Below are 15,862 nucleotides of genomic sequence, written 5' to 3'. Positions count from 1 at the left end.
GAATGGAAAGCCCCTAAGAAGAGGCCTTCTCCGTTATTATTCAATCGTAATACTTTGTAAGTTGCTTTTCGTATTTTGTGTTTTTTCTTGCTTATAAGAAGAAAGCTCCTCTTGTAATATATTTAGCATCTTGTTAGCAGATTGTTGAACTGGGGGTGGTAGTTCGCCTAGGATATACATTCCAACCTCTAATTTCTTACGAATGATGTGTCGTAGTAATTCCTCACGCATGAACCACACCTCCAAAATGAATGTTTAGTACATCCCCTTCAAATTTCGCTCCTTGAATGGATAAATGTGTTAACGTTTTAGGTAACGTAATGTTGCGTTTAACAGAACCGGCGCGAATGATGAGTTCATCACCTTTTTGATTTAACGATAATTCACTTTTATCAGAGAATGGAATAGAGAGGACAAAAATATATTCATCGCCATCTTTTTTTACATATTGTGTACGCCCGTTGAATTTTACGGCAGTTGGTTCTACATCACCTTTGAATAAAGCATCTGCTACGCGCTCTAGCATAGGTAAGCCAACTACTTCTTGTTCAAACATTGGGGTTTCATAAATAGGAAGTGGTTGGAAGCTATCTTGAATTAATGTTTTATATTTCTTTTGAGCATCTTTCCACGCTTGGAAGTAGGAGTCGGTAACAGTATCAGGGATGACACGGTTAATCATGATCGCATCCACGTTGTAATCATATAAATTCAAATAGGTAAAGCTACGCTGAGCTTCTTTAATAACCATTTTTTCTGGATTTACAACAACGCGAATACTTGTCACTTCCCGGTTAGATAAAATATCACGCATTTCTCCTAGCTGTTCAAGCGTATTCGTTAATTCATCCATAATATCATCAGTAGGAAGAGGAACTCCCAGAAGTGGTTGTGCAACAGGACGGACAACTTTTAAAACTTTCCTTTTAATCGGAAAGAGTTTTTCCATCCACCAGCCGAGCATATCAGGAAAGCTTAACATGGCAAGAGTTTCTCCAGTTGGTGCACAGTCAATAATGATGACATCATATGTTTTTTGTTTATAGTAATCGAGTACACGGAGTAAGCTAATTAAGTCTTCCATGCCAGGAAACATCGTTAATTCTTCCGTTGTAATATCATCAGCTGCTTTTGATGTGAACAGCAACGTAATATATTTTTGTAATTTTCCCCAGCCCTTTTCCATTTCATAAATTGTATTGATTTCTTGTGCCCATAAATTTTCACGAATTTCTTGTGGGTCAGAAGATAATTTTATGCCAAATGAATCTCCTAAACTATGAGCAGGATCTGTGCTCATGACTAATGTTTTTAAGCCTTTTTTTGCACTTTGAAGTGCAGTTGCTGCTGAAATACTAGTTTTCCCTACGCCGCCTTTACCTGTATACAAAATAATTCTCATATTTATATCCCCTTTGTTTCGGTAGTCGAATATTACGAATATCGAAATATATTTTCGAATAAAAACCCATAAAGGGCTTTATTCAATCGGAATGTTTTTTATCTTAGGTGAAGGAAGTTTTTCTTCTGTTTTTTGTTGTGATGTAGCGATGTGGTTCATAATCTTTTGGAAGATTTGTAGTAAGAATGCTTTCTCTTCCTCTGATAAAGCTTCCGTCACAATGCTGAAGTAATGAGCCGCATTTTGTTTCACTTCTTGGGTGAGCTGTATGCCAGTTTCTGTTAAGCGAATTAATACAATACGTCGATCACTTTCATTACGATAGCGCTCAATATATCCTTTTTTGACAAGACGATTAACAACACCCGTCGTTGTGCTCATTGGAATATCAAGAAGTTCGGTGATTTTCGTCATCGTAATATCTGTATTTCGCTCCATCCATAACAAACAGAAGACTTCCGTTTTAGAAAGTGATAAATCAAGGCTTACCCATTCTTCTGGATAGAAAAGCTTCTTGGCGTTATCTAGCAGTAAGTCTAAAAAATGTTCATATTGCAACAATTATTTCCACTCCCGTATATTTCGAGATTCGTAATATTTATTTTTATTTTATGCTGAGTTGAAATAAATGTCAAATATTCATTTTGATTTTTCTGTCTGTTTGTATAAAGAATTTTATATGCTAAAGCAATACAAAAGAAAGGGATATTCTGCATGACATTTCATAATAAGTTGTTCAATGCAATGGAAAGTTCTTAATTAATAGAAGTACAAGTAATATGAAGAATTTATTCTTCATAAGAGTCAAGGTAAGTTTAAGAAAAAGGAGAGAGCCGTGGTGCTCTCCTTTTTCTAATAACAGACTGAAATATAACATTCAAAGAGGGGGATGATATATTATGTTAGCGGGAGATAAACAAAAAATGTAGTTCCTTCTCCAACTTTACTCTTTACAGATACCGTTCCGCCATGTGCATGAGCAATGGCTTGGGTAATGGAGAGACCTAGACCGGCTCCACCATGCTGCCTTGTTCTAGAACTATGTATTCGATAAAAACGATCGAATACATAGGGAAGATTTTCTGATTCTATGCCCGAACCATTGTCCCGTACTGATATTTCCACTTTATTGTACAAGACCATTAAAGAAATTGTTATTTTTCCTCTAACAGGGTCAGTATATTGAACTGCATTGTGAAATAAGTTTAAAATCACTTGCTTAATCTTATCGGCATCATAATTCCCTTTTATGCCTTCTGTTAGATCGTATGATATCTGTCGGTTTCCTCCCAAAACGCTTAATTGCGGCTCCATCTGCCGAATAAGTTTAGTAATATTGGTTTCCGATAAATGTAGTCCAGGCTCACGGTCCATCTTTGCAAGAAATAATAAATCTTCTACTAGCTTGATGATGCGCTTTGATTCACCATGCATACTATTTAAAGCATTATAAAGCTGCTCAGGGCGATCTGCTGCACCTCGTAATAACACTTCTAAGAAACCATGAATTGACGTAAGCGGTGTTCTTAGTTCGTGAGAAGCATCGGCGATAAAACGCCTCATTTGTTCTTTTGTTTCCCTTTCATACTCAAAGGATGCCTCCAATCGTTCTAACATGCCGTTATATGTTTCTGATAAACGATCAATTTCCTCTTGCCCTTGATGTGTGGGCAGGCGCTCGGCTAAATTACCCGCATTTGTATTTTTTACTGCGTTTACAATGTTAGAAAGAGGGACAAGTGTTTTTTTCAGAACCGGTAAATATAGTGCTAAACCGGCAATTAGAGCAAGTCCGGACAGAACAATGAAGGTAAGTAGTTGCTGAAATAGAACATCACGTAAAGGACCAGTATCTGTTCCGATTTGAAGAATATAATTAGGAGCTTGATCTAAATTACCATCTGAACCATCAGGAATGCCTCGAATTGGTCTAAATACTATTAATTGTTCTATTCCTTCCTTATTACGTACTACTTTATATTCGATTTTCTTATGACTCGAGAACTGTTCTAATATTTTTGTATAATCTTTGTTTGACAGCTTTGGAGAGGACATTCCAGTACTCTCTGCGAGATCTTCATAACGACCGTCTTTTCCGATAACTGCAAGTGAAATATCTTGTGAAAACAGGAATTTTGGTCGGTTAGGTTCAGGATGGTTTTCTACTTTATTTTGTGAATCAAAGGGAAGTAAATCTATTTCTGGCGGTAAAGACATCATCTTTGCTCGTAATGTTTCAGCCTCGTTGTTAGATAGAAAGTCTTTCATCACCCAATATTGCAAAAGACCAATACTCAAAAGAATAAGAGATAAAATAAATAATGTTCTCGTTAGGAGTTGACGGCGCAGAGAGCGAGGCAAAAGCACCTTTTTTATAAAAGAAGTAATACGTCTAATCATGGTAAATCCACACGGTAACCCGCTCCCCTAATCGTACGAATGAGTTGGTGTTCCTTATCGTTTAATTTTTCCCTGAGTGAGCGAATATACACCTCTACAATATTTTCATCTCCTTGAAAATCATAGCCCCATACCTTATCGAGTATCATGCCCTTACTTAATACAATTCCATGGTTGATTACAATATATTTAAGCAGTTCATATTCCGTTGGAGAAAGTTCCAAAACTTTACCGTTAAATAGTAATTCTTTTCTACGATCATCTACTTTAAATGGACCGTAAATTACCTCTCCGAACAGATTCGGAAATTGATTGCGAAGACGAGCGTGTATACGAGCAAGTAACTCATCGAAACTGAACGGTTTTATGACATAGTCATCTGCTCCTAACGTCAGTCCCTTCACCCGATCATCCACTTCGTCTTTTGCAGTAAGCATGATCACAGAAGTGTGAGAACCACTTTTTTTAATCATACGGCACACTTCAAACCCGTCGATGCCAGGCATCATTACATCTAAGATTGCTACATGTGGCTGGAATTCTTGTGCCAAGTTAATAGCACTTATTCCATCAGCAGCTTTTTTTACCTCATATCCTTCGTTCATCAATCCTATCTCTAAAAATTGTAAAATGTGTGGCTCGTCATCCACTAACAATATTTTAATTCCTTTAAGAGAATTCACTTTTTTAATACCTCCTGTGCTGTAATTATTACTATTATCTACGATTATGCTGAAAATTTGCTGAAAGCAGCCAGAACTAGTGGTGAAATTTTTTCATTTCTTCTTATTTAATCCTTAATGTAAAGGTATTTTACGTATTCAGGAAACTTTCAGCTTATATTCAAGTTCATTTCAGCTTGAAGGATGATAATACAGTCATGGCCTAGTTCAAAATATAAAGTGATTAAGGAGTTGTAATATCATGTTTTCACGGTTAAAAAACCGATTAGATGTGCCTTTAATATTAATAGTCTTATTGGCAGCTTTTTTAAATGGATATAACATTTGGACCGATCAGTATGCAAATACTTATTACACCACTACAGTAGCAAGCATGTTGCAAAACTTCCATAATTTCTTTTTCGGTTCTCTCGATTCAGCAGGATCTGTAACAGTGGATAAACCACCTGTTACATTTTGGATACAAACAATAAGTGCTTATATCTTTGGTTTGCACGGTTGGAGTGTGATTCTTCCGCAGGCATTGGCTGGGGTGGGATCAGTACTGCTCATTTATTTTTTAGTAAAACCATCTTTCGGCTTAGCAGCTGCAAGACTTGGGGCTTTAGCTTTTGCATGTACGCCAATTGCAGCGGCAGTGAGCCGAACAAACAATATTGATAGTATGCTCGTATTTACCCTTTTGCTAGCTACTTGGTTATTATTTAGAAGCGTGAAGCGTAGTAGTGTTTGGAGTCTCTTTGGTGCCTTTGCAGTAATAGGTTTGGCCTTTAATATGAAGATGCTACAGGCTTATATGGTACTTCCGGCTTTTTATGTCTTCTATGTTTGGGCTGCCAAAGTAAACTGGAAGAAAAAGATTGGTTTACTCTCTGGGGCAACAGCTATCATGCTTACTATTTCTCTTTCATGGGCAGTTATTGTGGATGCTATTCCTGAAGATAAACGCCCATATGTTGGTAGTAGTGAGACGAACTCGGTTCTAGAATTAGCGTTTGGCTACAATGGACTTTCTCGTCTCACAGGAAATCAAGGAGGCGGCGGGGGAGCACCCGGTGCGAACGATCAACAGCACCAACCTCAAGATAACAATGGGGGAATGCCGAACGGTGGTATTGAAAATGGAGTTGACTCGGCAAATAGTGATGATAGTAACCAAGGAGCTCCTAATGTAAATAATCAATATCAACCGCCTCAGGATAACAATGAGACGAAGACGAACGACGAAACCAAAAACGGAGTTAATTCAACAAACGGCAATGATGATAGCCAAGGAGCTCAAATAGGTAAAGGAGACGGCCAGCCTGGAGGTAATAATGGTGGTCCGGGTGGCGGAGCAGGCGGTAATTTTGGAACTGGCGAGAAAGGTCTACTCCGTTTGTTCCAGTCTGAATTGTCTGGGCAGGCTAGTTGGCTACTTCCATTTGTTGCTATCGCTAGTGTCAGCTTATTGGCTGGTTTACGAAGAAACAATATAACGCCCAAGCATAAAGAAATAGTCTTCTGGCTCGTATGGTTAGTCCCGGCAATGGCATTCTTCAGTATTGCAGGTTTCTTCCATCATTATTATCTGATTATGCTCGCAGCTCCTATTGCAGCTCTGTTTGGATCCGGTTGGACACAGCTTTTTGAAGATTACAAAAGCAATGCTGGTTGGAAATCTTGGTTATTGCCGGCTGCAGTTGTAGGAACGGCGGGATTCCAATGGTACATTATCCATCCTTATGATGATGTAATTGGGGCTGGTTGGTCTATTGGTATAACGTCTGCAGGAATAATCTTTGCTCTGGTACTTGTTCTGTTTAAGTATAGAAAGGTAAAGTTACCTCTTGCAGTAAGCATTGCAGGATTACTTATACTGCTGATTGGACCATTGTATTGGGCTACTACACCGATTACGTATGGTGGAAACAGTATGCTGCCACAGGCGGGACCGAGCTCGGCTGATGGTAAAGGTAACATGGGTGGTTTCGCAGGAGGAGCGATGCCTACAATGAATGGACAAGGAGGTCCTGACGGCGGTGAAATTCCGACCGAACGAGATCGTGAAGATAAATCTAATACTTCATCAGAAGATGATATGAAAGGGCCAATGACTAGTGGACAACCTTCGGAAATGCCAAGAAACAAGCAAGGAGGAATGGATAGCGAGAGTTTAGATAGTAAAACTTTGTCATACTTAAAGAAAAACAATACTGGTGAACAATATTTGTTTGCTACAACAAGCTATCAAACTGCAGCTCCTTACATTATAGATAAGGGAGAATCCGTGATAACAATGGGCGGATTTTCTGGTTCTGATCCGGTTTATACGGTTGAGGATTTAGAAAAATTGGTATCAAGTGGGAACGTAAAATACTTCCTCATTTCAGGTGAAGGGATGCGAGGCGGAAGTTCTGAAGTGACACAGTGGATTCAGGAAAATGGTGAGGAAATCCCATCTGAAGAATGGCAGACAACGCAAAACAGTGACAAGGAAAGCGTTAATATGGGTGGTCCTGGACGCTCAAATACTTTGTATAAAGTAACGTTGTAAAGGAGTGAAGCAAGAATGAGAAACGATATATGTTATTCGATTATAATTCCCATGTATAACGAAGAAGCTGTTATTGAAGAAACCTACCGGAGACTGAAAAAGGTCATGAAGGATACGAATGATACGTATGAATTACTGTTCATTAATGACGGAAGCCAAGACAAATGTGCTGATATTATAAAAGACTTTGCCAGATGCGATAAAGCAGTGAAGCTCATTGATTTTTCCCGGAACTTTGGTCATCAGATTGCCATCACAGCTGGCATGGATTATGCAAAAGGGAATGCGGTTATTATCATTGACGCTGATTTACAGGACCCACCTGAATTGATTCTGCAAATGATTGAAAAATGGAAAGAAGGCTACGAAGTAGTCTATGCAAAACGAATAAAGCGTAAGGGAGAAACATGGTTTAAAAAGTGGTCAGCAAGCATGTTTTACCGTGTGCTTCGCGCTTCTACAGATATCGATATACCGGTGGATACGGGAGATTTTCGTCTTATGGAACAAAAGGTATGTAAAGAAATGAAACGGATAACCGAGAATAATAGATTTGTCCGAGGATTAGTCAGTTGGGTTGGATTCCGTCAAACATCTGTTGAATATGTTCGAGATGAAAGGCTGGCAGGTGAAACCAAATATCCTCTTAAGCGAATGATAAAGCTATGCTTGGATGGAATTCTTTCTTTCTCTTATAAGCCCTTGAAGTTGGCGATTTATTCCGGGCTACTTCTATCTGGATCGGGTTTCCTATACTTTATGTATGTTCTGTATCTCACTCTTTTTACTGAAGCAACTATGAAAGGTTGGCCTTCCATGATTAGTATTATGCTAATCTTTAACGGCTTTATGCTATTTATGCTAGGGATTATCGGTGAATATATTGGGCGGATCTATGATGAAACAAAAGGAAGACCCTTATATATCATACGGGAATTCTATGGGGAACAGGCAAAGGAAAAGTTAACAACGAATCATGAGGTAGTTTATGAATAAAAGTTGGATACAAGCTTTGAAATTCTTAGCAGTGGGTTCGCTTAATACTGGTATCGATATAATGATTTTTACATTGCTGGTCATGACGGGGATACCGCTTTTACCGGCCCAGTGGATATCCTATAGTTGCGGCATAGTAAACAGCTACTTGCTTAACAGACAGTGGCCTTTCCAACCAAAAGGAAGAAAACAAGTTGTAAAAGAACCATTGAAATTTATATGCGTTAATCTTTTGAGTCTTGTTGTAGTATCTCTAATACTAAGTGGTATGCATGACACTTTAGAGCAGTCTTTGGCTGTTTCTAAAGTGACTGCAACGTTGATTGGTAGTTTAATAAATTTTATAGGAAGCCGATATTGGGTGTTCCGTGTTTCTTGCAATAAAGGAGTGGGCCCAAATGAAAATTAAAAAAACAGTAATTTTGACAGCTGGGCTAGGTATCTGTTTTGTTGCTAGCAACAAAAGCGTAGTCAAAAGGGATACTGATAAATAAATTTACCATTCGATTTTTAAATAGCTATTAAAGTTTTTCTAGTTCAAATGAAAGAGAGTATACGTAAAAAACAAACACATTCCATTAGGAAATTTCACATATATTACTATAGAACGGAGATCAAAAAAATGAAAAAAACAATCGCAGCTTTATCTTTCAGTCTAGCGCTTACTATTGGGTTGGTGGGGTGCTCACCCTCTGGCAGTGAAGTAATTGTAAAAACGGATGCCGGAAATATTACAAAAGATGACTTATATGAGGTGCTAAAAACATCGAGCGGAGCAACAGTGCTAGAAAGTTTAATTGAAGAAAAATTATTGAGTACAAAATATAAAATTTCCAATGAAGAATTAAATAAAGCGTTCAATGAAATAAAATCTCAGTATGGGTCAGATGATGAATTTGAATTAGCATTGACTAGTAATGGATATGCCGATGCAGCTTCTTTTAAAGAACAATTGGAGATAAGCTTGCTTCAAGAAAAGGCTGCTACGGAAGGAATCAAGACGTCTGAGAAAAAGCTAAAAGCTTATTATAATGAAAATAAGACGAACTATGAATATGTGACAGCATCTCATATTTTGGTTAGTACGGAAGAAGAAGCAACTGAAATCAAACAACAGCTGGATGATGGAGCGGATTTTGCTAAGCTGGCAAAGGAGAAATCTACAGATACAACTTCTGGTGAAAAAGGCGGTTCTCTTGGTGAGTTTATGCGTAATGAAATGGTTACGGAATTCGCAGATTCTGCATTTAAGCAAGAAGTCGGTACAATCAGTGATCCGGTGAAAACGGATTATGGTTACCATATTATTAAGGTTACTAAGCATGAACAAAAGAAATATAACGATATTAAAGAACAAGTGAAGAAGGACTATTTAAGTGCTAATGCTAAATCGATTGATGATGTAATCGAAAAACTGAAAAAAAGTAAAAATGTAGAAATAATGGATAAGGATTTAAAGAAACAACTATCCGCGGATTAACCATAATTGGAATATCGAGAATTTCGGTTATTTTAGTCATCGTAATATCTGCTTGTTGTTCTATCTATAACAGACAGAATACTTCTGTTTTAGAAAGTGATAAATAAGGCTTACACATTCATCTTGATAGAAAATTTATTAGGTGTTATCTAGCAGTGAGTCTAACAATTATTCATATTCCAACAATTGCTTCCACTGACAAATATTTCAGTATTCGTAATATCCGTTCTCATTCCTTGATTAGTTGAAATAAATGTAAAATGATTATTTTTTTGTTTTTTCAGATTAGAACGAAAAATAAACTTTATAATAGAAAATGTGTGTGATAGAGTAATAGATACAGAAGTATATTTTACATAAAAATCCATAATGGTAATATACTTATCTATAATGGATATACAGCTACAAGGGGGAGAACAATGAGGAGAAGAAATACCCAAGCGTTCACATTTTTAGCATGGACTTCATTTGTTTGTGCGCTTTCTGGTATGTTAATTGGTATTTATACATTAGATGAAACACTAAGTGTAAAAGGATACTATTTAATAGGTACATTATTTTTAACGATGTCATGTTTTGTGCTTCAAAAAACAATCCGTGATAATGAAGAAGATAACGAGCGTTTTCCGAAAAAAGAACCGTTAGATAAAGATTAAATTGAGAGGAAAGGCAAAAGCCTTTCTTTTTTTATGTAAAAATGCTGTAAGTGCCGTGTGTTGACTTGCTTGAAGTACTGAAAATTTGGTATCATCAATAGTATTGTAGATTGAACGATATATTATGGAGGTGGCCTAGCCGTGTCAAGAATTTCCGTGGAGAATGTAAAGCATGTAGCGCATTTAGCACGTCTTGCAATTACAGATCAAGAAGCAGAAAAATTCCAAAAACAACTCGATGCAATTGTTACATTTGCAGAGCAGTTAAATGAATTAGATACAACAAATGTAAAACCAACAACTCACGTACTAGATATGAAAAATATTATGCGTGAAGATGTACCAGAAAAAGGTTTACCAGTTGAAGAAGTATTAAAAAATGCACCGGATCACAAAGATAATCAAATCCGTGTTCCAGCAGTATTAGAATAGAGGAGGGGAATTTCGATGTCATTATTTGATCATTCTGTATTAGAGTTACATAAGAAATTAAACAGCAAAGAAATTTCCGTTACGGATTTAGTAGAAGAGTCTTACAAACGTATTGCGGATGTTGAAGATAACGTAAAAGCATTTCTTACATTAGATGAAGAAAATGCACGTGCGAAAGCGAAAGAATTAGATGCGAAGATTGGCGCTGAAGATAACGGTTTACTATTCGGTATGCCAATCGGTGTGAAAGATAACATTGTAACAAATGGTCTGCGTACAACTTGTGCGAGCAAAATATTAGCAAATTTTGATCCAATTTATGATGCAACAGTTGTGCAAAAGCTAAAAGCTGCTGACACAATTACAATCGGTAAATTAAACATGGACGAGTTTGCAATGGGGTCTTCAAATGAGAACTCTGGTTTCTATGCTACGAAAAACCCTTGGAATTTAGACTATGTTCCGGGCGGATCTAGTGGTGGCTCTGCAGCAGCAGTAGCGGCAGGAGAAGTATTATTCTCTTTAGGTTCTGATACAGGTGGTTCTATCCGTCAGCCAGCTGCATATTGCGGCGTTGTTGGTTTAAAACCAACATATGGACGTGTATCTCGCTTTGGTTTAGTTGCATTTGCATCTTCTCTTGACCAAATCGGACCGATTACACGTACAGTAGAAGACAATGCATACTTATTACAAGCTATTTCAGGTGTTGATCGTATGGATACAACTTCTGCAAACGTTGAAGTTGGTAACTACTTAGCTGGTTTAACAGGCGACGTAAAAGGTTTACGCATCGCTGTACCAAAAGAATACTTAGGCGAAGGTGTTGGCGAAGAAGCTCGTGAGTCAGTACTAGCTGCTTTAAAAGTGTTAGAAGGTATGGGAGCGACTTGGGAAGAAGTATCTCTTCCGCACTCTAAATACGCGCTAGCAACGTACTACTTAATATCTTCTTCTGAAGCGTCTGCTAACCTTTCACGCTTTGATGGTGTACGCTATGGCGTTCGTTCTGATAATGTGAATAACTTAATGGACCTTTACAAAAATACGCGTAGCGAAGGCTTTGGTGACGAAGTAAAACGCCGTATTATGCTTGGTACATTTGCACTTAGCTCTGGTTACTATGATGCATATTACAAAAAAGCACAACAAGTACGTACATTAATTAAAAATGACTTTGAAAATGTATTTGCTAACTATGATGTTATTATTGGACCAACTACGCCAACTCCAGCGTTTAAAGTGGGCGAAAAAATTGATGATCCAATGACAATGTACGCAAATGATATTTTAACAATTCCAGTAAACTTAGCGGGTGTTCCAGCAATTTCTGTCCCATGTGGATTCGGTGCGAACAACATGCCGCTTGGTTTACAAATTATCGGTAAGCATTTTGATGAAGCGACGATTTACCGCGTTGCACATGCATTTGAGCAAGCAACAGATTATCATACAAAAAAAGCAAGTCTGTAAGGAGGCGAGCATAGATGAATTTTGAAACAATTATTGGTTTAGAGGTTCACGTTGAGTTAAAAACAAATTCGAAAATTTTCTCTGCGAGTCCAACAGAATTCGGAGCGGCTCCAAATACACAAACAAGTGTAATTGACTTAGGATATCCTGGGGTGCTTCCAACTCTAAATAAAGAAGCAGTTAACTTTGCAATGAAAGCTGCAATGGCATTAAACTGTGAAATCGCAACAGAAACAAAGTTTGACCGTAAAAACTATTTCTATCCAGATAACCCGAAAGCTTACCAAATTTCTCAGTTTGATAAACCAATTGGGGAAAATGGTTGGATTGAAATTGAAGTAGGCGGTAAAAAGAAACGTATCGGTATTACACGTCTTCATTTAGAAGAAGATGCAGGTAAATCAACGCATACAGGTGAAGGCTACTCATTAGTAGACTACAACCGTCAAGGTATGCCGTTAATCGAGATCGTATCTGAGCCAGATATGCGTACGCCAGAAGAAGCATATGCATACTTAGAAAAATTAAAATCAATCATTCAATATACAGGCGTATCTGATTGTAAGATGGAAGAAGGTTCTCTTCGCTGTGATGCAAACATTTCTCTTCGTCCAGTTGGACAAGAGAAGTTTGGTACAAAAGCAGAGCTGAAAAACTTAAACTCTTTCGCTTACGTACAAAAAGGTCTTGAGCATGAGCAAGTACGTCAAGAAAAAGAATTATTATCTGGTGGTATTATCCAACAAGAAACACGTCGTTATGATGAAGCAACGAAGAAAACAATCTTAATGCGTGTGAAAGAAGGATCTGACGATTACCGTTACTTCCCAGAGCCAGACTTAGTTGAACTTTATATTGACGATGCGTGGAAAGAGCGTGTTCGTGCTTCTATTCCTGAACTTCCAGATGCTCGTAAAGTACGCTATGTTGAAGAGCTTGGCTTACCAGCTTACGATGCACACGTATTAACGTTAACAAAAGAAATGTCTGATTTCTTTGAAGCAACGGTTGCAGACGGTGCAGATGCAAAATTAACATCAAACTGGTTAATGGGTGAAGTACTTGCATACTTAAATAAGCAACAAAAAGAATTAAAAGACGTAGCATTAACGCCAGCTGGACTATCTAAAATGGTTCAATTAATTGAAAAGGGTACAATTTCGTCTAAAATTGCGAAAAAAGTATTTAATGAGTTAATTGAAAAAGGTGGAGACCCAGAAGAAATCGTTAAAGCAAAAGGTCTTGTTCAAATTTCTGACGAAGGCACACTTCGTAAGATTGTAACAGAAATTCTTGATAATAATGAACAATCTATTGAAGACTTCAAAAACGGTAAAGACCGTGCAATTGGCTTCTTAGTTGGTCAAATTATGAAAGCAACAAAAGGACAAGCGAATCCACCGCTTGTTAACAAGATCTTGTTAGAAGAAATCAATAAACGATAAGCTAAAACAAGTATTAAAGATTAAGCAGAGAAAGCACCCATATTTGGGTGTTTTTTCTGAGTTAATCAAACGTTTGTTTAAATTAACAAATTATTTAAACAAACGTTTGATTAACTGACAAAAGTGAGAAAATGTTTGTATAGCAACTATGGTATGATAGTTGCAAAAAGGTGGGAATAATGATAAATCTAGACATAGAGAGTTTTTCATCTCGTGAAATAATAAATACTTATTATTCGTTATATTTATTTTTTGTGAAACAATGAGAAGTAATAAAGAGTGGAAAGATATATTTCTTGGTCAAATAAAGCAAAACCTTTGTTAGTGAACATTTTACTAATAGAGGGCTACACGAATCAGTTTCTTACTGCCTGTTTGAGCGGGATAAAAGAAGGATAGGAAGATGAGAGGAGGTAGGCATAGGAACGCTGAATAAGGGTTCGGTATATTCTTTTTCTATGAATGAGAAATTTCCTGTGCTAATGAATGATGAAGCGAGCAAGAATAATTTATAACCCTACTTCTGGTCGTGAGTTATTTAAAAAGAGTTTACCAGAAGTATTACAAAAATTAGAACAAGCTGGATATGAAACATCTTGTCATGCAACAACGGGTCCTGGAGATGCGACTGTGGCAGCGAGGCAAGCGGCAGATCGTAAGTTTGATGTCGTTATTGCAGCAGGTGGTGACGGGACGTTAAATGAAGTAGTAAATGGTTTAGTAGGGAATGAACATCGTCCAAAATTCGGTATCATTCCAGTTGGGACGACGAATGATTTTGCACGTGCAATTGGTGTGCCGCGTTCTATTGAAGAGGCGGCGGATATTATTTGTGAAGGTAAGACTGTCCCGTTAGACCTTGGCAGAGCGAACGATACATATTTTATTAACATTGCTGGCGGCGGACGTATTACAGAATTAACATATGAAGTGCCAAGTAAGTTAAAAACAGTTTTAGGACAACTTGCCTATTATTTAAAAGGTATTGAAATGCTCCCATCATTACATCCAACATATGTTGAAATTGAGTATGATGGAAAGCTCCTGCAAGAAGAAATTACGATGTTTTTAATTACGAATACGCGCTCAGTCGGTGGTTTTGAAAAGGTTGCACCATATGCATCTATTAACGATGGCTTATTTGACTTATTAGTGCTGAAGAAGGGCTCTATTGCTGATTTGATTAAAGCGGCAACACAAGCACAACGCGGTGAGCATATTAATAATCCAAAAGTTTTATATACACAAGCGAATCGTATTAAGGTTCATTCACCGGATAAATTAATGATTAACTTAGATGGTGAATACGGTGGAGACGCACCGATGGAATTTGAAAATATATATCATTGTCTGGAACTTTTTGTTCCGGAACATAAAGAGGATGTCCTATAAAGGCATCTTTTTTTGAATTGTAAATTGGAAGTTAGTTTGATTTTTATGGTATTTTTACAATTTTTTCATTTTACATCCACATTTTCTTGCTACACTGAATGGGAGAAGAACCGAAAGGTAGGATGGTATGAAGAAGGTAAAAGCGATTTTATTTGATAAAGATGGAACATTAATGGACTTTCATTCAATTTGGATAAAAGTAGCGGAAGAGCTTGTAACTGAACTGATAGAACTATACCATTTACCTCAATCGTTACAACTAACTCTTTTGAAAGAAATTGGTGTGGAAGGGGCGTTTGTTCATCCGCGTAGTGCATTAGCGGCTGGAACAAGTCTTGATGTGGCAAATGCCCTTTGTAAGTACATCCCGTCTGTAAAAGAGTGTGAGATGCATCATTGGGTAAGTGAAAAATTATTTACTCTCATGTACGAGCATCGTTCCTATATGAGGATGACAGCGGATTTACCAAGGATTTTACAAACATTGAAAGATAAAGGGTTCATTTTAGGGGTTGTGACAGCTGATGATTTTGCGCCGACAGAATTATTTTTAAAGCAGTATCAATTGGAATCTTTCTTTGATTGTATTGTAGCTTCAGATACATTTCCAGCACAAAAACCAGATAAACAAATTGTAGAAGCATTTTGTGAGAAGTTTAGCTTGGATTCATCTGAAGTAGCGGTAGTTGGTGATACACCGACCGATTTACATTTAGCGAAAAATAGCGGGGCTTGTTATGCAATTGGAGTTCTTTCTGGGACGAGCGATCTTCAAACATTAGCACCACTTGCAGATATTGTATTAGATTCTGTCGGTAATTTCATTTCTGATTCTGGAGAACTTATTTGGGAACGAGAAAAGTCTAATCTATAAATAAAATAAGTCTATATTGACTTGTATTAAGTCAATATAGACTTATTTTTTATGTCGAAATCCTGAGAAAACTAGAAAATTGTTGTATTCATT

15 protein-coding genes are annotated in these 15,862 nt (G+C 37.3%); 10 read left to right on the top strand and 5 right to left on the bottom strand.

Going from position 1 to position 15,862, the window contains the following annotated elements; genetic code table 11:
• Nucleotides 1–36 precede the first annotated feature (36 nt).
• From Y7E_RS0126315 to Y7E_RS0126295, 5 genes are all read right to left on the bottom strand, one after another.
• Nucleotides 37–231 (bottom strand): DUF3926 domain-containing protein, encoded by a 195-nt coding sequence (locus Y7E_RS0126315; RefSeq protein ID WP_017154198.1) that lies wholly within the window; start codon nucleotides 229–231, stop codon nucleotides 37–39.
• Nucleotides 224–1,402 (bottom strand): ArsA family ATPase, encoded by a 1,179-nt coding sequence (locus tag Y7E_RS0126310; RefSeq protein ID WP_017154197.1) that lies wholly within the window; start codon nucleotides 1,400–1,402, stop codon nucleotides 224–226. The genes Y7E_RS0126315 and Y7E_RS0126310 overlap by 8 nt, the downstream gene beginning before the upstream one ends.
• Before the next feature lie 78 nt (nucleotides 1,403–1,480).
• Complete coding sequence (locus Y7E_RS0126305; protein ID WP_017154196.1) at nucleotides 1,481–1,963, bottom strand: MarR family winged helix-turn-helix transcriptional regulator; 483 nt, start codon at nucleotides 1,961–1,963, stop codon at nucleotides 1,481–1,483.
• A gap of 336 nt (nucleotides 1,964–2,299) precedes the next feature.
• The gene (locus Y7E_RS0126300; protein ID WP_017154195.1) at nucleotides 2,300–3,802 is read right to left on the bottom strand and encodes a sensor histidine kinase; all 1,503 of its coding nucleotides are present in this window, start codon (nucleotides 3,800–3,802) and stop codon (nucleotides 2,300–2,302) included.
• Nucleotides 3,799–4,485: a response regulator transcription factor gene (locus Y7E_RS0126295; RefSeq protein ID WP_017154194.1), complete on the bottom strand. Its 687-nt coding sequence runs from the start codon at nucleotides 4,483–4,485 to the stop codon at nucleotides 3,799–3,801. The genes Y7E_RS0126300 and Y7E_RS0126295 overlap by 4 nt, the downstream gene beginning before the upstream one ends.
• Before the next feature lie 241 nt (nucleotides 4,486–4,726).
• Between Y7E_RS0126295 and Y7E_RS0126290 the strand changes: the two genes are divergently transcribed.
• The 10 genes from Y7E_RS0126290 (at nucleotide 4,727) to Y7E_RS0126240 (ending at nucleotide 15,769) form a co-directional block, all read left to right on the top strand.
• Complete coding sequence (locus Y7E_RS0126290) at nucleotides 4,727–7,021, top strand: glycosyltransferase family 39 protein (RefSeq protein WP_017154193.1); 2,295 nt, start codon at nucleotides 4,727–4,729, stop codon at nucleotides 7,019–7,021.
• Nucleotides 7,022–7,036: 15 nt separating this feature from the next.
• Nucleotides 7,037–8,017, top strand: a complete 981-nt coding sequence (locus Y7E_RS0126285) for a glycosyltransferase family 2 protein (RefSeq protein ID WP_017154192.1) — start codon at nucleotides 7,037–7,039, stop codon at nucleotides 8,015–8,017.
• A complete protein-coding gene (locus Y7E_RS0126280) occupies nucleotides 8,010–8,426 on the top strand; it encodes a GtrA family protein (protein WP_017154191.1) in 417 nt (138 codons plus the stop codon). Before Y7E_RS0126285 ends, Y7E_RS0126280 begins: the two co-directional genes overlap by 8 nt.
• 213 nt (nucleotides 8,427–8,639) lie before the next feature.
• Nucleotides 8,640–9,497: a peptidylprolyl isomerase gene (locus Y7E_RS0126270; protein ID WP_017154189.1), complete on the top strand. Its 858-nt coding sequence runs from the start codon at nucleotides 8,640–8,642 to the stop codon at nucleotides 9,495–9,497.
• A 419-nt stretch (nucleotides 9,498–9,916) separates the two neighbouring features.
• The gene (locus Y7E_RS0126265; protein ID WP_017154188.1) at nucleotides 9,917–10,153 is read left to right on the top strand and encodes a YiaA/YiaB family inner membrane protein; all 237 of its coding nucleotides are present in this window, start codon (nucleotides 9,917–9,919) and stop codon (nucleotides 10,151–10,153) included.
• A gap of 141 nt (nucleotides 10,154–10,294) precedes the next feature.
• On the top strand, nucleotides 10,295–10,585 hold the full coding sequence (gene gatC / locus Y7E_RS0126260; protein ID WP_017154187.1) for an Asp-tRNA(Asn)/Glu-tRNA(Gln) amidotransferase subunit GatC: 291 nt from the start codon (nucleotides 10,295–10,297) through the stop codon (nucleotides 10,583–10,585).
• Nucleotides 10,586–10,600: 15 nt separating this feature from the next.
• Entirely contained in the window at nucleotides 10,601–12,058 is a 1,458-nt protein-coding gene (gene gatA / locus Y7E_RS0126255; protein ID WP_017154186.1) for an Asp-tRNA(Asn)/Glu-tRNA(Gln) amidotransferase subunit GatA, read from the top strand.
• A gap of 14 nt (nucleotides 12,059–12,072) precedes the next feature.
• The gene (gatB, locus tag Y7E_RS0126250) at nucleotides 12,073–13,503 is read left to right on the top strand and encodes an Asp-tRNA(Asn)/Glu-tRNA(Gln) amidotransferase subunit GatB (protein ID WP_017154185.1); all 1,431 of its coding nucleotides are present in this window, start codon (nucleotides 12,073–12,075) and stop codon (nucleotides 13,501–13,503) included.
• Between the two features lie 486 nt (nucleotides 13,504–13,989).
• On the top strand, nucleotides 13,990–14,895 hold the full coding sequence (locus Y7E_RS0126245) for a diacylglycerol kinase (protein WP_017154184.1): 906 nt from the start codon (nucleotides 13,990–13,992) through the stop codon (nucleotides 14,893–14,895).
• A 127-nt stretch (nucleotides 14,896–15,022) separates the two neighbouring features.
• On the top strand, nucleotides 15,023–15,769 hold the full coding sequence (locus Y7E_RS0126240) for an HAD family hydrolase (RefSeq protein WP_017154183.1): 747 nt from the start codon (nucleotides 15,023–15,025) through the stop codon (nucleotides 15,767–15,769).
• The last annotated feature ends 93 nt before the right edge of the window (nucleotides 15,770–15,862 follow it).

Source organism: Bacillus bingmayongensis (genome assembly GCF_000299035.1).
In the GTDB taxonomy this organism is placed as follows: Bacteria; Bacillota; Bacilli; order Bacillales; family Bacillaceae_G; genus Bacillus_A; species Bacillus_A bingmayongensis.
This window is presented reverse-complemented; position numbering and strand designations above follow the sequence as displayed.